The sequence below is a fragment of the Pseudomonas sp. microsymbiont 2 genome, assembly GCF_054788395.1.
The window spans coordinates 253,199-272,226 of record NZ_CM139112.1; the positions used below are offsets into that span (position 1 = coordinate 253,199).

The following is a 19,028-nucleotide window of genomic DNA, read 5'->3' on the forward strand; positions in this document are numbered from 1 at the left end:
GGCCATGGGCGCGCTTTCCCATCTGCGGGTGCTGGACCTTTCCCGGGTATTGGCCGGCCCATGGTCCGGCCAGATCCTGGCCGACCTTGGCGCCGATGTGATCAAGGTCGAGCGTCCGGGGGCGGGTGACGACACCCGTTCCTGGGGGCCGCCTTTCCTGCGCGATGCCCAGGGCGAAAACACCAGCGAGGCGGCCTACTACCTGTCGGCCAACCGCAACAAGCGCTCAGTGACCATCGACTTCACCCAGCCGGAAGGGCAGCGCCTGGTACGTGAGCTGGCAGCCAAGTCGGATATCGTCATCGAGAACTTCAAGGTAGGCGGACTGGCTGCCTATGGGCTGGACTATCAAAGCCTGAAGGCGGTCAATCCGAAGCTCATCTACTGCTCGATCACCGGCTTCGGCCAGACCGGGCCGTATGCCAAGCGTGCCGGCTACGACTTCATGATCCAGGGGCTGGGAGGGCTGATGAGCCTGACCGGTCGCCCGGACGGGGAGGAAGGGGCCGGGCCGATGAAGGTGGGGGTGGCGCTGACCGATATCCTCACGGGGCTGTATTCCACCGTGGCAATTCTCGCGGCCCTGGCGCACCGTGACCAGGCTGGTATCGGCCAGCATATCGACATGGCGCTGCTGGATGTGCAGGTAGCCTGCTTGGCCAACCAGGCAATGAACTACCTCACCACGGGTACTGCGCCTCGTCGACTGGGCAATGCGCACCCGAACATTGTGCCGTATCAGGATTTCCCGACGGCCGATGGCAACTTCATTCTTACCGTGGGCAATGACGGGCAGTTCCGCAAGTTCGCGGAAGTGGCCGGGCAGGCGCACTGGGCGGATGACCCGCGCTTCGCCACCAACAAACAGCGGGTGGCCAACCGTGCCGAGCTGATTCCGCTGATTCGTCAGGCCACGGTGTTCAAGACTACGGCCGAGTGGGTGAGTGAGCTGGAGAAGGCGGGCGTGCCGTGCGGGCCGATCAACGACCTGGCGCAGATGTTCCAGGATCCGCAGGTGTTGGCCCGAGGGTTGGCGGTGAATGTTCCCCATCCGTTGGCGGGTAGCGTGCCGCAGGTAGCCAGCCCGATCCGGTTGTCGGAGACGCCGGTGGAGTATCGGCAGGCGCCGCCGTTGCTGGGGGAGCATACCGAGGCGGTGCTGGGGGATGTGCTGGGGTTGGATGGGGAGGCGGTGCAGCGGCTTCGGGGTGCTGGGGTGTTGTGACGCGCTATATGTAGAGAGACGGGGAGGCCGGTAGGCCTTCCCGTTTTTGTTTCTGGGGCTGCTTATATAGGTGTCATGGCTGGTAGGGGCCTGCCTTGGGATTGGGTTGTGTGTGGGGTGTTCGCCGAGGGATCGTGGTGTGTCTCAGAAGTGTCCGCCGAGGTTTCTCTGGCGCCTACAAGATCGAGCGCCGCCCGCGCGGCGCATCGCGACGCAAGGCCGCTCCTACATTTGTTTCGGGCCAATCGCTCCTGGGCCATCACCTGGTCCGCCTTGTTGATTCGACGCGGTTTCAGTGTGGGCACCACTGGCGCCTCACCTGTCTCAAGGCATGCACCAAGGCGGGCAACCATGGCCTGACAGGTTCGGCACGTTGCAACAAATGTAGGAGCGGCCTTGCGTCGCGATGCGCCGCGCGGGCGGCGCTCGATCTGATAGGCGCTGCAAGGGTTGTGGCGGGCCCCTGGCGGCCCTGACGCGGTCCTTTCGCTAAATATTTCATTTTCTTGAAATTAAAGGTTGACGCGCTTTCAGATCCCCTTATAATGCGCCCCACTTCCAGCGACAACGGAACGCGAAACTCCTTGAGATTCAAAGAGTTAGCGAGTTAGAAGGAGCTGAAAGGGCTTCGATCTCACGATCGGCAGCGGTGAAAAAGGCAGTTGACAGCAGGTTGTAACGCTGTATGATTCGCCTCCCGCTACGAGAGATCGCAGCGAGTCAAGTGTTTGAAGTTGAACGAAAAACTTCGAAAATAATGCTTGACACGAAATGAGGAAAGCGTAGAATGCGCGCCTCGGTTGAGACGAAAAGCTCTTAACCAAACGCTCTTTAACAAATTGAGTCAAGCAATTCGTGTGGGTGCTTGTGAGTACGGACTGATAGTCGCCAAGATTATCAGCATCACAAGTGGCCATGCGAGAAATCACATAGTCATTTGAGATTGCTGAGCCAAGTTTAGGGTTTCTTAAAAACCCAAGCAGTATTGAACTGAAGAGTTTGATCATGGCTCAGATTGAACGCTGGCGGCAGGCCTAACACATGCAAGTCGAGCGGATGACGGGAGCTTGCTCCTTGATTCAGCGGCGGACGGGTGAGTAATGCCTAGGAATCTGCCTGGTAGTGGGGGACAACGTTTCGAAAGGAACGCTAATACCGCATACGTCCTACGGGAGAAAGCAGGGGACCTTCGGGCCTTGCGCTATCAGATGAGCCTAGGTCGGATTAGCTAGTTGGTGAGGTAATGGCTCACCAAGGCGACGATCCGTAACTGGTCTGAGAGGATGATCAGTCACACTGGAACTGAGACACGGTCCAGACTCCTACGGGAGGCAGCAGTGGGGAATATTGGACAATGGGCGAAAGCCTGATCCAGCCATGCCGCGTGTGTGAAGAAGGTCTTCGGATTGTAAAGCACTTTAAGTTGGGAGGAAGGGCAGTAAGTTAATACCTTGCTGTTTTGACGTTACCGACAGAATAAGCACCGGCTAACTCTGTGCCAGCAGCCGCGGTAATACAGAGGGTGCAAGCGTTAATCGGAATTACTGGGCGTAAAGCGCGCGTAGGTGGTTCGTTAAGTTGGATGTGAAAGCCCCGGGCTCAACCTGGGAACTGCATCCAAAACTGGCGAGCTAGAGTATGGTAGAGGGTGGTGGAATTTCCTGTGTAGCGGTGAAATGCGTAGATATAGGAAGGAACACCAGTGGCGAAGGCGACCACCTGGACTGATACTGACACTGAGGTGCGAAAGCGTGGGGAGCAAACAGGATTAGATACCCTGGTAGTCCACGCCGTAAACGATGTCAACTAGCCGTTGGAATCCTTGAGATTTTAGTGGCGCAGCTAACGCATTAAGTTGACCGCCTGGGGAGTACGGCCGCAAGGTTAAAACTCAAATGAATTGACGGGGGCCCGCACAAGCGGTGGAGCATGTGGTTTAATTCGAAGCAACGCGAAGAACCTTACCAGGCCTTGACATGCAGAGAACTTTCCAGAGATGGATTGGTGCCTTCGGGAACTCTGACACAGGTGCTGCATGGCTGTCGTCAGCTCGTGTCGTGAGATGTTGGGTTAAGTCCCGTAACGAGCGCAACCCTTGTCCTTAGTTACCAGCACGTTATGGTGGGCACTCTAAGGAGACTGCCGGTGACAAACCGGAGGAAGGTGGGGATGACGTCAAGTCATCATGGCCCTTACGGCCTGGGCTACACACGTGCTACAATGGTCGGTACAGAGGGTTGCCAAGCCGCGAGGTGGAGCTAATCTCACAAAACCGATCGTAGTCCGGATCGCAGTCTGCAACTCGACTGCGTGAAGTCGGAATCGCTAGTAATCGCGAATCAGAATGTCGCGGTGAATACGTTCCCGGGCCTTGTACACACCGCCCGTCACACCATGGGAGTGGGTTGCACCAGAAGTAGCTAGTCTAACCTTCGGGAGGACGGTTACCACGGTGTGATTCATGACTGGGGTGAAGTCGTAACAAGGTAGCCGTAGGGGAACCTGCGGCTGGATCACCTCCTTAATCGAAGACATCAGCCTACTGATGAGCTCCCACACGAATTGCTTGATTCATATGTGAAGACGATCAAGACCCTATATAGGTCTGTAGCTCAGTTGGTTAGAGCGCACCCCTGATAAGGGTGAGGTCGGCAGTTCAAATCTGCCCAGACCTACCAATATGCGGGGCCATAGCTCAGCTGGGAGAGCGCCTGCCTTGCACGCAGGAGGTCAGCGGTTCGATCCCGCTTGGCTCCACCACTTTCGCAGTAGTGTCTAGTTGATCAGAACTTAGAAATGAGCATTCGTTGATGAATGTTGATTTCTGACTTTTGTCAGATCGTTCTTTAAAAATTCGGATATGTGATAGATAGACTGAATGCCAGTTTCACTGCTGGTTATTCAGGCTAAGGTAAAATTTGTGAGTTCTGCTCAGCAATGAGCGAAATGCGAATTTTCGGCGAATGTCGTCTTCACAGTATAACCAGATTGCTTGGGGTTATATGGTCAAGTGAAGAAGCGCATACGGTGGATGCCTTGGCAGTCAGAGGCGATGAAAGACGTGGTAGCCTGCGATAAGCTTTGGGGAGTCGGCAAACAGACTGTGATCCAGAGATCTCTGAATGGGGGAACCCACTCAGCATAAGCTGAGTATCTTGTACTGAATACATAGGTGCAAGAGGCGAACCAGGGGAACTGAAACATCTAAGTACCCTGAGGAAAAGAAATCAACCGAGATTCCCTTAGTAGTGGCGAGCGAACGGGGACCAGCCCTTAAGCTGGTTTGAGATTAGTGGAACGCTCTGGAAAGTGCGGCCATAGTGGGTGATAGCCCCGTACACGAAAATCTCTTGCCAGTGAAATCGAGTAGGACGGAGCACGAGAAACTTTGTCTGAACATGGGGGGACCATCCTCCAAGGCTAAATACTACTGACTGACCGATAGTGAACCAGTACCGTGAGGGAAAGGCGAAAAGAACCCCGGAGAGGGGAGTGAAATAGAACCTGAAACCGTATGCGTACAAGCAGTGGGAGCCTACTTTGTTAGGTGACTGCGTACCTTTTGTATAATGGGTCAGCGACTTATATTCAGTGGCGAGCTTAACCGAATAGGGGAGGCGTAGCGAAAGCGAGTCTTAATAGGGCGCTTTAGTCGCTGGGTATAGACCCGAAACCGGGCGATCTATCCATGGGCAGGTTGAAGGTTAGGTAACACTGACTGGAGGACCGAACCGACTACCGTTGAAAAGTTAGCGGATGACCTGTGGATCGGAGTGAAAGGCTAATCAAGCTCGGAGATAGCTGGTTCTCCTCGAAAGCTATTTAGGTAGCGCCTCATGTATCACTGTAGGGGGTAGAGCACTGTTTCGGCTAGGGGGTCATCCCGACTTACCAAACCGATGCAAACTCCGAATACCTACAAGTGCCGAGCATGGGAGACACACGGCGGGTGCTAACGTCCGTCGTGAAAAGGGAAACAACCCAGACCGTCAGCTAAGGTCCCAAAGTCATGGTTAAGTGGGAAACGATGTGGGAAGGCTTAGACAGCTAGGAGGTTGGCTTAGAAGCAGCCATCCTTTAAAGAAAGCGTAATAGCTCACTAGTCGAGTCGGCCTGCGCGGAAGATGTAACGGGGCTCAAACCATGCACCGAAGCTACGGGTATCACCTCTGGTGATGCGGTAGAGGAGCGTTCTGTAAGCCTGTGAAGGTGAGTTGAGAAGCTTGCTGGAGGTATCAGAAGTGCGAATGCTGACATGAGTAACGACAATGCGAGTGAAAAACTCGCACGCCGAAAGACCAAGGTTTCCTGCGCAACGTTAATCGACGCAGGGTTAGTCGGTCCCTAAGGCGAGGCTGAAAAGCGTAGTCGATGGAAAACAGGTTAATATTCCTGTACTTCCAGTTATTGCGATGGAGGGACGGAGAAGGCTAGGCCAGCTTGGCGTTGGTTGTCCAAGTTTAAGGTGGTAGGCTGAGATCTTAGGCAAATCCGGGATCTCAAGGCCGAGAGCTGATGACGAGTGCTCATTAGAGCGCGAAGTGGTTGATGCCATGCTTCCAAGAAAAGCTCCTAAGCTTCAGATAACTGGGAACCGTACCCCAAACCGACACAGGTGGTTAGGTAGAGAATACCAAGGCGCTTGAGAGAACTCGGGTGAAGGAACTAGGCAAAATGGCACCGTAACTTCGGGAGAAGGTGCGCCGGCGAGGGTGAAGGACTTGCTCCGTAAGCCCATGCCGGTCGAAGATACCAGGCCGCTGCGACTGTTTATTAAAAACACAGCACTCTGCAAACACGAAAGTGGACGTATAGGGTGTGACGCCTGCCCGGTGCCGGAAGGTTAATTGATGGGGTTAGCGCAAGCGAAGCTCTTGATCGAAGCCCCGGTAAACGGCGGCCGTAACTATAACGGTCCTAAGGTAGCGAAATTCCTTGTCGGGTAAGTTCCGACCTGCACGAATGGCGTAACGATGGCGGCGCTGTCTCCACCCGAGACTCAGTGAAATTGAAATCGCTGTGAAGATGCAGTGTATCCGCGGCTAGACGGAAAGACCCCGTGAACCTTTACTATAGCTTTGCACTGGACTTTGAGCTTGCTTGTGTAGGATAGGTGGGAGGCTTTGAAGTGGGGACGCCAGTTCTCATGGAGCCATCCTTGAAATACCACCCTGGCAACCTTGAGGTTCTAACTCAGGTCCGTTATCCGGATCGAGGACAGTGTATGGTGGGTAGTTTGACTGGGGCGGTCTCCTCCCAAAGAGTAACGGAGGAGTACGAAGGTGCGCTCAGACCGGTCGGAAATCGGTCGTAGAGTATAAAGGCAAAAGCGCGCTTGACTGCGAGACAAACACGTCGAGCAGGTACGAAAGTAGGTCTTAGTGATCCGGTGGTTCTGTATGGAAGGGCCATCGCTCAACGGATAAAAGGTACTCCGGGGATAACAGGCTGATACCGCCCAAGAGTTCATATCGACGGCGGTGTTTGGCACCTCGATGTCGGCTCATCACATCCTGGGGCTGAAGCCGGTCCCAAGGGTATGGCTGTTCGCCATTTAAAGTGGTACGCGAGCTGGGTTTAGAACGTCGTGAGACAGTTCGGTCCCTATCTGCCGTGGACGTTTGAGATTTGAGAGGGGCTGCTCCTAGTACGAGAGGACCGGAGTGGACGAACCTCTGGTGTTCCGGTTGTCACGCCAGTGGCATTGCCGGGTAGCTATGTTCGGAAGAGATAACCGCTGAAAGCATCTAAGCGGGAAACTTGCCTCAAGATGAGATCTCACTGGAGCCTTGAGCTCCCTGAAGGGCCGTCGAAGACTACGACGTTGATAGGTTGGGTGTGTAAGCGCTGTGAGGCGTTGAGCTAACCAATACTAATTGCCCGTGAGGCTTGACCATATAACACCCAAGCAATTTGAGCCTGCTGTTAAATCAGTAGTACGCCAAATTGTGGTGGTGAAGACGAAAGACCCGAAAGTTCGCTGCTCTTGAAATAAAGAGCCACAAATTCACATATCCGAATTCGCTAGAGTATCCATCTGGATCTTCTGGCAACAGAATTTCTTGACGACCATAGAGCATTGGAACCACCTGATCCCATCCCGAACTCAGCAGTGAAACGATGCATCGCCGATGGTAGTGTGGGGTTTCCCCATGTGAGAGTAGGTCATCGTCAAGATTCATTTCGCAAAACCCCTATCTGCGCGAGCAGGTAGGGGTTTTGTCTTTAAGTAGAGAGTACAGAGATTCGCTGACACGTCCCCAGGACGGTTCGGCACACAGAATTTCTTGACGACCATAGAGCGTTGGAACCACCTGATCCCATCCCGAACTCAGCAGTGAAACGACGCCTCGCCGATGGTAGTGTGGGGTTTCCCCATGTGAGAGTAGGTCATCGTCAAGATTCAAATCCAAAGCCCCTGATCGCGATGCGGTCGGGGGCTTTGTCTTTTCAGGGTTTCGATGCACGAGCTCCCTGTGCGGGCCGTGAAGGGAACAGCATTCACAGGCACAGCACGACCCCTGTGGGAGCGGGTTTACCCGCGAAGAATCCAACGCAGAGCCTGGCACCGGCTACGCCGGTGTTCGCGGCGGTTCGGCGCCCCGACAAGCCCGCTCGCACAGAGTGCGTGGATTACCAGCGAGCGCTGTTCCTTGCGCGTCAGCGCAGTCCGAACGGCTATCCCCGACCCCTGATATCCAAGACAAAAAAAGGCCGCTCCCGGTTGGGAGCGGCCTTTTTTGTTATCAGGGCATACGCCCCTGGCAGTGGTATCAGCTCAGCAGATTACGCACATTGCCCATCGCCTCATCGGCAAAGCCCTGCAGGAAGGCCTGGAAGCCCGGCAGGGCCTCTGGGCCACCTTCCCAGGGCTCGGCCTGGATGGTCCAGGTCGCACGGCTGCGGCTGGCATCGATCGCCTGCACTTCCATGGCGGCCCACAGATTGCCGATGTTCAGGCTGGTGTAGATCAGGCTCCAGGTCATGTTCATGGCCTGCTCATCACGGCTGTTCAGCTGCTCGATCACCACGTTGCCATCCTTGAACAGTTTCTTGCGTATCGAGCGCACGCCGCTGCCTGTCATCTCGATATGCGCCAGCGCCGGGATGAAAACCGGGAAGCCTGCGAAGTTGCCGACGATGTTCCACACGCTGGCGGCTGAGGTAGCGATCTCTACGCTGGAAACCACCAGGCAGCCTTGCGGATTGCGGATCAGGGTATCGGGCTTGAGTGCTTGCATGTCTTGTTGCTCCTGTTGTGTGTAAGGGATCAGATGAAGCCGATGTCGGCCAGATAGCGACAGCCACGGCGCAGCAGCTCCGGGCTTTTGCTTGGGTAATGGGTGCCCATGCGGTCCACCCCGGCGCGAGCGTTGTCGTGGGCAATGTCGGAAATGTCACCGATGTCTTCCTCGAAACCGTCGAGGTAGAAACCGAGGACGTCATACAGCGCGTTGTCGCGATCGACGCGCCCCAGTTGGCGTTGCCACTGCTCGACACTGACCAGCTCGAAGGCATGCCCCTGCTCGCGGAACGACGCCAGGTAATCCCGCCAGCGCAGAGGTTCGGGGTTGTGCAGGTTGAACACGCACTGGCCGGCCTGGTGGCGGCTGCTGTGGAAAGCGATGAAGCGGGATAGGAAATCCACCGGCATGAGGTCGAAGTCGATCTCCAGCCCTGGCACCTGGCCCAGCTGCAAGGAGCCCTTGAGCATCAGCATCAGTCGGTTGCGCTGGGGCTGGCAGGCACCGGTACGGCTATCGAAGGTGATGTTGCCGGGGCGGAACAGGTTGACCCACACACCTTGCTCGCGGGCACGGCGGAGGATGCGCTCGCCTACCCACTTGCTGAGGTTGTAGCCATTGCGGATGTAGATCGGTGGGGTGTTCGCCGGATCGCTCTCCAGCACGCGCCCGCTGCTGTCCACGGCACTGCACGCGGACAAGGTCGAGACGAAGTTGAAGATCTTCTTGCGCCGGCCCTCGCACAGCCGCAGGCACTCGAACAGGGGATCGATGTTGTCCGCCGCCAGCACCTGGTAGTCGAGTACATGGTTGACTTGCGCGGCGTTGTGCAATAGCGCGCCGTACTGACTGTCCAGGTAGTCGTAGTCGGTCTGGGCCAGCCCCAGGCGTGGCTTGCGCAGGTCGGCCTCGAACACCCGTACCCGGTGCACGTCCAGGGTGATGTGGTTGTCCCGCAGGGCCTGGGCGAAGCGCTCCTCGGCGGACTGCCCACCGGCGCGGCGTACCAGGCAGGCGACTTCGGTGGCGCCCCACTCCAGCAAGGCCTCGACCAGATGCACGCCGAGGAAGCTGTTCGCGCCGGTGACGATCACTTTATGCACATCACCCAGGCACTCCATCGGCAGCACCTGCAGGTCCAGCTCGCGATTGGCGTCCTGTTCCAGGAGGGCCAACGAGGACTGCAGGGCATCATCGTCGCCGTCCAGCAGCGCTCCCAGGCGCTGCAGGGTCGGCTGCTCGATGAAGCGGTTGATCGCTACGCCTTGGCCGAACTGCTGACGAACCTCTAGCAGCAGACGCGATAGCAGAATCGAATGACCGCCGAGGTTGAAGAAGCTGTCGTCGATGGAGATATCGACTTCGGGCAGCTCCAGCAGCTCAGCCCACAGGCTGCGCAAGCGCTGCTCGGTGGTGGTCCGCGGTTGCAGCCGCTGGCTGCTTGGCAGGGCCAGAGGCTGCATCGACAGTGCCTGGCGGTCGACTTTGCCGTTCGCGGTGTACGGCATCCGCTCCAGCGTCTGGTAGAACATCGGGCGCATGTAGTCGGGCAGCCAGCGTTCGGCATGCTCGCGCAGTCGCTCCTCGGCAGCGTCGCCTTCGGGGTTGGCGGCGAAGGCGAGAATGCGACGCTGTGCGTCGATGACCACCGCGACCTGGGCAAACAGTCGGCTATCACGCAGGCAATGCTCGATCTCTTCCGGTTCGACACGGAAGCCGCGGATCTTCACCTGGTTGTCGCGCCGGCCAGACAATTCGATGCCCTGCGCGGTCCACTTGCCGATGTCACCTGTGCGATAGGCGCGCAGCGCATGGCCATTGGGCAGTTGCAGCTCGATGAAGCGTTCGCTGCTCAGAATCGGATTGTTCAGGTAGCCAAGGCCGACTCCAGGACCTGCGATGTACAGCTCGCCGGGGGTCTGCTCAGGCACCGGCTGCAATGTCTCATCGAGTATCAGCACTTGGGTGTTGGCGATCGGCACGCCCAGGTTGCGGTTGCCGTCAGTGGCGGCGAATACCCGGGTGGTGGCCAGTACGCTGGTTTCGGTCGGACCATAGATGTTGTGCATCCGACATTGCCCGGCCAATCGGGCGATGACCTCCGGCTCGCAGACATCGCCACCGGTGACCAGGTGCTTCAGGCCCAGGTGCGCCTCGCGCGGCAGGATGCTCAGCAGTGCCGGTGGCAGGAAGGCGTGGCTGATTTCCCGGCTGTGGATAAGTTGCACCAGCTGCTGAGGGTCGCGCCGCTGGTCTTCATCGGGCAGCACCAGCTCGGCGCCGCAGATGAAGGTCGGCAGGATATCCAGCAGGGAGGCATCGAAACCAATGGTGGAGAACTGCAGGACCCGGCTGTGCCCGTCCAGCGCGACATGCTCGCGGTACCAGGCCGTGAAGTGCGCCAGATTGCGCCGGCTGAGCAATACGCCTTTGGGCAGGCCGGTGGTACCGGAGGTATAGATCGCCACGCAGGGCTGTTCCGAGCCGGTGTCATGCAAGGCCAGGTTCGGCAGCGGCCGGTCCTGGGCGGCCGGCAGGTCACGCACGTCCAGCTGGGTGATATCCACAGGCCCCTGGCCGTCATGCAGCAGCACGCAGGCGTCGGCGTCTTCGAGGATACGGCGTCGGCGCTCGGCCGGAGTGCCTGGATCCAGGGGCAGGTAGATGGCCGCGCAGCCCAGCACCGCCAGCAGGCTGGCATAGAGCGCTGGCGATTTGTCCATGCACACGGCAACCACCGGTTGCTGCCGTCCACTGGCAGACAGCAGCGGTTGCAGCGCCCGTTGGATGCCGATGGCGCGGGCGTGCAGTTGCTGGTAGCTGCAGCGCAGGCTCGAATGGCTGATGGCAGGACGTTCGGCGTACGCGCGCAGGCTATGCTCCAGCTGCTCGACCAGGCAGGTTTCGGCCTGCTCCAGCAGATCGGCACGCAGCGTGCGGTTGAACGGATGCCGATAGGCCAGGGTTTCGAGCCAGTCCAGGCCATGCTCGCGCTCCTGTACGCCGGGGCTGATCGCGGGAGCCTCCGGCAAGTACAGCGGATTGCGGGCCTGGCGGCTGACCTGCAACGCCAGCTGGTCGTACAGGGCCTGGCGGGCGTCTTCACGCAACTGCTGCCCATTCCCGGAAGCCGGCGCTGACAAGGCCATCCGTGCGATCAGGCGTTGGGCACTGGCACTGCCGCACCAGCACAGGACCTCCACGCGCGGCAGGGTTTCGGCGAAGCTGGCTCCCAGGCGCAGCCTGAGCAGCGGTGTGCTGCCCAGTGCCTGCCAGTCGCTGCTGTTCAGTGCCAGGCTGCCGTCTTCCACCACTAGGTCAGGGTCGATGGAGAGCTGCCGGCGCACGGCGTCACCGTTGTCGGCGATGGCGCTGCCATGGCCTTGTTCGTCGAGCCGGTGGGCAAACTCCCCCAGGGTGGGGCTGGTACCCACCAGGAGTATGTCGAGGCGTCTCATGCAAATGTCCTCAGGGCAGGTAGTCGCGCAACGCTTGCTGCACGCAGGGCGACTCGAGCATCGAGCTGCCGCGGAAGAAGCGCAGGATGTTGCCCAGCAGCGGATGCTGGTGATTGATCGGATAGGCCAGCCCCTGTGCCTCCTCGCGTAGCGCCTGGCGCACCGCTTCGCTCACCGGCAGCGTGGCGATCAGGGCGAAATCGAAGGCTTGCTGGATGTCGTTGGTCAGGTACTGGCGCAGGAACACCGGCAGCACCTCGGCCAGCGCCTGGCGGTCGGCTTGCGGCGCGGCCTGCCAGTAGAGGCGGGTCAGCCGGGCCCAGAAGCTCGAATGGCGGCCCTCATCGAGCAGGTGGTCGGCCATCAGTCCTTTCACCGAGGGCTTGACCGAGTCGTCACGGGCGAACGCCGCGACATCGTCGGTCAGGGTGTTCTCGGCGATGCCCACGCAGATCAGCTCCAGGGCATCGCGCAGGGCCTCGGGCACCAGCCCCAGGACGGCCGGGATGGCCCGGCTGAGCTCGATCTCCTGGGGCAGGGCGATCGGCTCGATCCCGGTGAGGGCGATGGTCTGCTGCAGGAAGTCCATGGCCACCAGCGCGTGGTAGTCCTCGTCGACGACGACGGTCATCGCGTCGTAGCGGCAGGCGAAAGGGAAGCGCACGGCAAAGCGGTCCTTGGCGATGCGGCGGGCGGTGCGGTCGACGATCTCGGTCTCGAAGATCACCACGTCGTTGATGAACTTGTAGAGGCTTTGCACCAGCACGAAGTCGCGCAAGTGCGGGCATTCGCGCTGGAACGTCGCGCCGAGCACCAGCGGCTGGCGGCTGAGCGGATAGATCAGCCGCTGGTCATCCTCCACTCGGCGGCGGGGCCGGGTGCGGATGGTCGCCCGCTCTTCCCAGGCGTCGGCGAAGGAGCGGTATTCGAGGGCATTCATTGCGCAACCTCGGCAACTGGCGTTTGCAGCGTGGCGCGCAGGCGGTCCCAGAGGGCCATGCGACTGTCCACCGCGGCGATCGCTGCCACGTAGACGTCCTCTTGGCGTACCGGATCGTGATCGACCAGGCGGGCCAGCAGCTGTTCGGCGGCGGGGCCGTGGTCCTCGGAGTCGACTTCGATATGGCGTTGCAGGTAGTAGCGGAAGGTGGGCGCCTGTTCGCTACCGATACCCCATTCGTCGAGGATCTGCTGGAACATCGTCGGGATCACGCTCTCTCGGCCATGCAGGAAGGCGGCTGCGACGCGATGCGCCGGCGCGTCCAGGGCCACTTCCAGGGTATCGCGGACAAAGCGCTGCGCCGCTTCGCTGGCGCCGACGCGTTGCAGGGCGTCGAGTGCGTTGACCCCTTGCTGCTGCAGGGCGATGAAGCGTTCGATGGCCTGGGTGCTGGCACCGACTTCGCGCATGGCATCCAGGTAAAGCTCGAAGTGGCTGTAGTGGCCGTGCTCCAGGCGGTCGTCCGACTCCTCGCCCAGGACGATCTCGTTGATCAGGCGCGCGGCGGCGGGGTCCGTCGGCGGCAGCCAAGGGAGGCTGACGCAGGTAAGTTCCTGTTGCAGTCGCTTGGTCAGCGACATGAAGTCCCAGACGGCGAATACATGGGTTTCCATGAACCGGCGCAGGGTATCCAGCGAGTCGATTTCAGAGAATAGCGGATGACGGGAAAGTTCATGTTTCTTTTCGGAAAGCGTGCGCTTCAATGTGCTCATGGATGTGTCCTTTGTTATCGGTATGGAAGAGTTGGTGAACAATGCAAGTTCGCGTGTTTGCAAATTTCGGGCGAGTGGGCGCCTCGAACTAAGTTTCGATGTTTAACGCTATGCAAAGGCTGCCAAGGCGCGGTAAAGCCTGCGCTCACGGTGTCGCGGGCCGCCTGTGGCTGGCGATATAAAAGTTAGAACAAACTTAAAGTTCCCTGCAATTGTTTTTTTAATTATTTGGTTGCGCCGATTTATTGTTGGCAATAGTTGCCCATATAAAACTTTTAATAAGTTTTATTTTGGCAATAAGTGCCCCTTCCGATAACTGGCGATCAGAAAAATACGCAGAGTGAATGCCTCACTCGGAGCACTGGTGAATGGAGTTGGGGAGGTGTCATTTTTCAGGGCGGCTGATCGCGTGCGGTCCTTGCCCGGTGGCAGACTCCTTCTGCAGGTGAATGAAAAGGCAGTCGGCCAGGCCCGCTACTGATGATCAGTGGCCGCTGCGGGGAGTAGAGTGTGCCGAAAATGCTGGCACTGCCATGGCACGTTACTGGCCAAGCAGTGGAAATGCCCGAATCTAGGCGGTGTTTGCGCGAGGCTGAACCTAGAAGCTGAGCAAACCGAGGTGGGTATTGAAGATGCGCACCAGTCGCTGGTTGAGCAGGGAGCTACCGGCCGAGGGCAGCGGCAACTCGATCAACTCAAGCGCACGGCGGGCCGGGGCGTGCCAGCCGAGCATGGCGGCCATCGAACCTGGGGGATAGAGCACGGTCATGGGGACCTGGATGACCGGTGCGGCGCTGAGCTCGGGGCTGTCACAGCTTGAAACAAACAAGTGACGGGTTTGCCCTGGGTGTTTGTCTTGTGCCAGCTGGGTCAAGGCCAGGGCCAGAGGTGCGCCTGCCGCCTGGCCGAACACGGCGTGAGGTTGCGCGAGATAAGGTTGCAGCCGCTCGGCCAGGATCTCGGCGAGGGCAGCGGACGGGTACGCAGTGGCGAGCGTGCTGGGCTGGACGGCGGACGGTACATCCACGGCAATCAGCTCGATAGGGTCGCTGAGCGTCTGCGCCCAGGTCCGGTACTGAATCATCTGCGGCCGGGTACAGGCCAGGCAGATCAGGCGGATCCTGGACGATTGTTCGGGCGTCGCTTCCTGTCGCATCGGCACTGCTGTTCCTTGTTGCCGGGTCACTTCCCCGGAACCACGCAGCCAGAACGGCTGGTCATGGGGGCTGCTGGCTCAGTCGGCCGCTTGCCGATCGAGGTAGCGTCTGATCGTGCGGGCTGCATTGTTCAGGTGTGCTTCCAGCAGCGCGACGGCCTGGTCCACCAGCTTGTCGCTGGCGGCATCGACCAAGGCGATGTGGTCATCCTGCGTGAGCTTGCCCAGCCCCATCGAAGACAGATGGAAGCGCAGAAAGCGCTCCTCTTCGTTGAGCTCGATTTCGATCATGCGCAGCAGCTTCTGGTTTTGCGCCTTGCTGTAGAGTGCCATGTGGAACAGGCGGTTGAGGCGGCCGATCTCTGCGTGGCGCGTCTCGCTTTCCAGTTGACGGATATAGCCCCGGGCCGCGGCGATATCGTCGGCATCCAGCAAGGGGATCGACTGGCGCAGGGCCTCGGTCTCGAGGATGACCCGCAGGGCATAGGTATCGACCGCGTCTTCGCCGATCAGTGGCGCGACCACCGCACCCTTGTGCATCACCACCTGCAGCAGGGACTGGGCCTCGAGCTGGCGCAGGGCTTCGCGCACCGGCATGCGACTGACGCCGAACAGGGTGGCCAGTTCCTGCTGACGCAGGGCCGTGCCTGGGGGAAGGCGACCGTCGAGGATGGCGCTGCGCAGGCGTTCTTCGATGACACCGCGGGCCAGATGCGGCGGTACCTGCTCGCTACCCAGCACGGTGCTCAGGAGTTTGGGTTTCTCAGCCACGCGGGGTTCGCCTCGGCAACATGAAAATTGGATCCAATAACCCTAGTGAGGGATGGGGGGGCTTGTCAAACGGATTGATCAGGAGCGCGACGAAGCGCCGGCACGAAACGCGGCTATCGTGAAGCATGACGCCAGCCTTGGGAAGCCGGACAAACGCGCCGCCCCTTGTACGAAGAGGGTTTGCCGACAGTTGGCAGCATGATCGCATGGTGCCATTGTCTTTTGCCTCATCTGCCCGCACCATCGCTGCTTTCGATTGATCTGAACGGGTGTTCGCAGTGGCGATACCTTGGACCTTGCATGCGACCGCGCGCCGGCTGGGGCTTGCCCTGCTGCTGGGCTGCCTGCTGCTGGGCGGTATCCAGGCGGACTGGGACTTTTCCCAGATCAGCCGCCGGGCGCAGGCTCTTTACGGGCCTCTGGGCGCCGGGCAGGGGCGCATCGATGCCTGGCAGAATCTGCTGGCTACGCAGAAGCAAGGCAGCGAGATGGAGCAATTGCAGGTGGTCAACCTGTTCTTCAACAAGCAGTTGCGCTATGTCGAGGACATCGACCTTTGGCACGAGGTCGACTATTGGGCCACCCCGGTGCAGTCACTGCTCAAGGGCGCGGGCGATTGCGAGGACTACGCCATTGCCAAGTACTTCAGCCTGCGACGCATGGGCATCCCCGCCGAAAAGCTGCGTATCACCTACGTCAAGGCTTTGCGCCAGAATCGAGCGCACATGGTCCTGACCTATTATTCAAACCCACAGGCCCAGCCGCTGGTGCTCGACAGCCTGATGGACGCGATCAAGCCGGCCAGCCAGCGTACCGACCTGCTGCCGGTGTATGCCTTCAACGGCGAAGGCCTGTGGCTGACTGGCGCCGCCGGCAACAAGAAGGTCGGCGACACCAAGCGCCTGTCGCGCTGGCAGGACTTGCTGAAGAAAATGCAGGCCGAAGGCTTCCCGGCCGAACCGGTTTACTGAAGGAGCACAGATGTCACTGTTCAAACAATTGCTGCTTGCCATTTGCCTGTTCCTGGTGGTTGCCTTCGGCGGCAGCTTCATGGTCAGCCTGGAAAGCTCACGCAGCCAGTACGTCAACCAGCTGCGCTCCCATGCCCAGGATGCGGCCACGGCGCTGGCGCTGTCACTGACGCCGAATATCGACGATCCGGCGATGGTCGAGCTGATGGTCAGTTCGATCTTCGACAGTGGCTATTACTCGAGCATCAAGGTCATCGACCTGGGCTCCAACGCCGTGCTGGTCGAGCGTCACGCCGAGCCTGACAGCGGCGGGGTACCAGGTTGGTTCATTCACCTGATCGGCCTGGAGCCGGCGGGGGGCGATGCCATCGTCAGCCGAGGCTGGCAGCAGGCGGCGCGGGTCGAGGTGATCAGCCACCCGATGTTCGCCTTGGCCAAGCTCTGGCAGAGCGCCCTGGGCAGCCTGGGCTGGCTGCTGCTGTGCGGTGCGGTCAGCGCCGTGCTCGGGGCGCTGCTGCTGCGTCGCCAGCTGCGTCCCTTGGACTACATGGTCGCGCAGTCCCACGCCATTGCCCGCCGCGAGTTTCTCAGCCTGCCGGAGCTGCCACGCACGCCCGAGCTGCGCCGGGTGGTGCAAGCGATGAACCAGATGGTCGAAAAGCTCAAGGCACTGTTCACCGAGCAGGCCGAGCGCAGCGAGAAGCTGCGTGCCGAGTCTTATCAGGACAGCCTGACGGGGCTGGCCAACCGGCGCTACTTCGAGATGCAGCTCAATGCCCGAGTCAGCAACGTGGAGGAGGGGCGCGCCGGTTACCTGCTGTTGTTGCGTGTGCAGGACCTGGCGGGTCTCAATGCCCGTCTGGGCGGCCAGCGCACCGACCAGCTGCTGCAGGCGGTCGGCGAGCAGTTGCGTCGCACCTGTGTGAACTTCCCGGAAACCAAGGACCTGATCACCCGCAGCCGCGGCGGCGAGTTCGCCGTGCTGGCGCCGGGCATGGTCCACGACGAAGCGATCCACCTGGCGCAGGCCCTGGAAGCCACCCTGCAGAGCTTGCACGAAACCGGTGCCAGCGATGTCGACCCGGTGGCCTGCATCGGCCTTGCTCCCTACGCGCCGGGCGATGCGCCACAGGCGCTGCTCAAGCTGGCCGACGAGGCCCTGGCCCGGGCCGAGAGCCAGCCCGCGCCGGGCTGGGTCTGCCTGGAGCAGGGCGCTGCCGGCCAGGCCGCCGACAGTCATCACGCCTGGCATACGCGCCTGGACCAGGCCCTGGCCAAGGGGCAGTTCCAACTGTTCTTCCAGCCTGTGGTGGATGCCAAGGCGCCGGAGCGGGTGCTGCACTACAAGGTCATCTCGCGCTTGCACGACGAGCACGGCGAGGCCCTGGCAGCCGGCCGTTTCCTGCCATGGCTGGAGCGCTTCGGCTGGATGCCACGCCTGGATCTGCTGGTGCTGGAGAAGGTGCTCAAGCACCTGCACGGGCATGGCGAGTCGCTGGCGCTCAACCTGTCCGCGGCGACCCTGGCCGACCCCAAGGCGCTGCAGCGGGTGTATGAGCTGCTGGGGCAGAACAGCACGCTGGGCCCGCGGCTGACGTTCGAGATCGGCGAGGAGCAACTACCCGAGCAGTCCGTGCTGGAGCAGCTGACCCGTCGCCTGCGAGGTCTGGGCTTCGGCCTGGCGCTGCAGCGCTTCGGCGGTCGCTTCAGCATGATCGGCAACCTGGCGCACCTGGGGTTGGCCTACCTGAAGATCGACGGTGGTTATATCCGCAACATCGACCACGAGCGGCACAAGCGCCTGTTCATCGAGGCCATTCAGCGGGCGGCGCACAGCATCGACCTGCCGCTGATCGCCGAGCGGGTGGAGACCGAAGGGGAGCTGAAGGTATTGCGGGAGATGGGGGTGCAAGGGATTCAGGGGCAACTGGTGGGCGAGCCGGCGCCCTGGCGTTGAGCGGGCCCGTGGGAGCGGGTTTACCCGCGAAAGCGTCGGTGGTTGTACTGACGTATTCGCGGGTAAACCCGCTCCCACAGGAGATGTGTCTAAAGCGCAGTGATCAGATCAACCCGCCTTCCTCGTCTTCTTCGATCAGGTTGTTCAGGCTGCCCAGCGCCTTGCGCGCGGTGGAGCGGTTGAGCAGCTTGGCCTGAGCGCCGGGGGGAAGGTCGGTGATGCTGAACACGCCCTTGGCGGTCAGCACTTCGATCAGGTCTTCCAGTACCCGGATCATGTCCAGGTCGCTCTGCTTGAGCTGCCTGAGGCTGTTTTCCACGACGTCGTCGGCGAACCATTCCTGGATCTCGGCATTATCTGCCGGGACCATGTCGGTAAAACCGGCGAACTCGGCGACTTCTACCCGCTGCAACTGGCCGTCAGCGTTGCGTTGCACGTAGAACATGGCGGCGTCCCTCGTCACGATGAATCCTTCTAGGTAGTCAGCAGCATAGGCAAAGTTCACCGGGCCTGTCAGCCCGGCGCACGAGTAT

General features: G+C 60.1%; 10 protein-coding genes, 2 tRNA genes and 4 rRNA genes. 9 read left to right on the forward strand and 7 right to left on the reverse strand.

Annotation, left to right across the window (positions count from 1 at the left end; all coding sequences use genetic code 11):
• Nucleotides 1–4: 4 nt before the first annotated feature.
• The 7 genes from ACYUME_RS01190 to rrf (ACYUME_RS01220) all read left to right on the forward strand — a co-directional run bounded on the left by ACYUME_RS01190 (nucleotide 5) and on the right by rrf (ACYUME_RS01220) (nucleotide 7,627).
• Nucleotides 5–1,225, forward strand: coding sequence for a CaiB/BaiF CoA transferase family protein (locus ACYUME_RS01190; protein WP_460417841.1), 1,221 nt, complete (start codon nucleotides 5–7; stop codon nucleotides 1,223–1,225).
• Nucleotides 1,226–2,212: 987 nt separating this feature from the next.
• Nucleotides 2,213–3,749 (forward strand): 16S ribosomal RNA (locus ACYUME_RS01195).
• Between the two features lie 77 nt (nucleotides 3,750–3,826).
• Nucleotides 3,827–3,903 (forward strand) — tRNA-Ile (locus ACYUME_RS01200).
• A 6-nt stretch (nucleotides 3,904–3,909) separates the two neighbouring features.
• A tRNA-Ala gene (locus ACYUME_RS01205) sits at nucleotides 3,910–3,985 on the forward strand.
• Nucleotides 3,986–4,229: 244 nt separating this feature from the next.
• Nucleotides 4,230–7,122 (forward strand): 23S ribosomal RNA (locus tag ACYUME_RS01210).
• A gap of 164 nt (nucleotides 7,123–7,286) precedes the next feature.
• Nucleotides 7,287–7,402 (forward strand): 5S ribosomal RNA (gene rrf, locus ACYUME_RS01215).
• A 109-nt stretch (nucleotides 7,403–7,511) separates the two neighbouring features.
• Nucleotides 7,512–7,627, forward strand: a 5S ribosomal RNA gene (rrf, locus tag ACYUME_RS01220).
• Together the 16S, 23S and 5S rRNA genes with 2 tRNA genes alongside form the textbook arrangement of a ribosomal RNA operon.
• Before the next feature lie 371 nt (nucleotides 7,628–7,998).
• Here rrf (ACYUME_RS01220) and ACYUME_RS01225 read toward each other — a convergent pair.
• The 6 genes from ACYUME_RS01225 to ACYUME_RS01250 form a co-directional block, all read right to left on the reverse strand.
• Nucleotides 7,999–8,466, reverse strand: a complete 468-nt coding sequence (locus ACYUME_RS01225) for an SRPBCC family protein (protein ID WP_279888348.1) — start codon at nucleotides 8,464–8,466, stop codon at nucleotides 7,999–8,001.
• 29 nt (nucleotides 8,467–8,495) lie between these two features.
• Nucleotides 8,496–11,927, reverse strand: coding sequence for an amino acid adenylation domain-containing protein (locus ACYUME_RS01230; RefSeq protein WP_460417843.1), 3,432 nt, complete (start codon nucleotides 11,925–11,927; stop codon nucleotides 8,496–8,498).
• Between the two features lie 10 nt (nucleotides 11,928–11,937).
• Nucleotides 11,938–12,867 carry a diiron oxygenase gene (locus ACYUME_RS01235; RefSeq protein WP_279888346.1) on the reverse strand — a complete coding sequence of 310 codons (930 nt, stop codon included), beginning with the start codon at nucleotides 12,865–12,867 and terminating at the stop codon, nucleotides 11,938–11,940.
• Nucleotides 12,864–13,640, reverse strand: coding sequence for a DUF3050 domain-containing protein (locus ACYUME_RS01240; RefSeq protein WP_460417844.1), 777 nt, complete (start codon nucleotides 13,638–13,640; stop codon nucleotides 12,864–12,866). Before ACYUME_RS01240 ends, ACYUME_RS01235 begins: the two co-directional genes overlap by 4 nt.
• Before the next feature lie 598 nt (nucleotides 13,641–14,238).
• The gene (locus ACYUME_RS01245; RefSeq protein ID WP_460417845.1) at nucleotides 14,239–14,796 is read right to left on the reverse strand and encodes a thioesterase domain-containing protein; all 558 of its coding nucleotides are present in this window, start codon (nucleotides 14,794–14,796) and stop codon (nucleotides 14,239–14,241) included.
• A gap of 78 nt (nucleotides 14,797–14,874) precedes the next feature.
• Entirely contained in the window at nucleotides 14,875–15,567 is a 693-nt protein-coding gene (locus ACYUME_RS01250; RefSeq protein ID WP_279888341.1) for a GntR family transcriptional regulator, read from the reverse strand.
• 269 nt (nucleotides 15,568–15,836) lie between these two features.
• Here ACYUME_RS01250 and lapG point away from each other — a divergent pair, with 269 nt between their 5' ends.
• Together lapG and lapD are read left to right on the forward strand one after the other, a co-directional pair.
• Nucleotides 15,837–16,538 carry a cysteine protease LapG gene (gene lapG, locus ACYUME_RS01255; protein ID WP_460417847.1) on the forward strand — a complete coding sequence of 234 codons (702 nt, stop codon included), beginning with the start codon at nucleotides 15,837–15,839 and terminating at the stop codon, nucleotides 16,536–16,538.
• A 10-nt stretch (nucleotides 16,539–16,548) separates the two neighbouring features.
• Entirely contained in the window at nucleotides 16,549–18,495 is a 1,947-nt protein-coding gene (gene lapD, locus ACYUME_RS01260) for a cyclic di-GMP receptor LapD (protein ID WP_460417849.1), read from the forward strand.
• 103 nt (nucleotides 18,496–18,598) lie between these two features.
• Here the strand turns inward: lapD and ACYUME_RS01265 are convergent, their stop codons facing one another.
• Nucleotides 18,599–18,940 carry a tryptophan synthase subunit beta gene (locus ACYUME_RS01265; protein WP_279888350.1) on the reverse strand — a complete coding sequence of 114 codons (342 nt, stop codon included), beginning with the start codon at nucleotides 18,938–18,940 and terminating at the stop codon, nucleotides 18,599–18,601.
• Between the last annotated feature and the right edge of the window lie 88 nt (nucleotides 18,941–19,028).

What these genes read in the sequence shown, in the direction of transcription:
- ACYUME_RS01265 (WP_279888350.1), bottom strand. Translation starts at nt 18,940, where the DNA reads ATGTTCTACGTGCAACGCAACGCTGACGGCCAGTTGCAGCGGGTAGAA.
- ACYUME_RS01230 (WP_460417843.1), bottom strand. Translation starts at nt 11,927, where the DNA reads ATGAGACGCCTCGACATACTCCTGGTGGGTACCAGCCCCACCCTGGGG.
- lapD (WP_460417849.1), top strand. Translation starts at nt 16,549, where the DNA reads ATGTCACTGTTCAAACAATTGCTGCTTGCCATTTGCCTGTTCCTGGTG.
- ACYUME_RS01190 (WP_460417841.1), top strand. Translation starts at nt 5, where the DNA reads ATGGGCGCGCTTTCCCATCTGCGGGTGCTGGACCTTTCCCGGGTATTG.
- ACYUME_RS01240 (WP_460417844.1), bottom strand. Translation starts at nt 13,640, where the DNA reads ATGAGCACATTGAAGCGCACGCTTTCCGAAAAGAAACATGAACTTTCC.
- ACYUME_RS01245 (WP_460417845.1), bottom strand. Translation starts at nt 14,796, where the DNA reads ATGCGACAGGAAGCGACGCCCGAACAATCGTCCAGGATCCGCCTGATC.
- ACYUME_RS01225 (WP_279888348.1), bottom strand. Translation starts at nt 8,466, where the DNA reads ATGCAAGCACTCAAGCCCGATACCCTGATCCGCAATCCGCAAGGCTGC.
- ACYUME_RS01235 (WP_279888346.1), bottom strand. Translation starts at nt 12,867, where the DNA reads ATGAATGCCCTCGAATACCGCTCCTTCGCCGACGCCTGGGAAGAGCGG.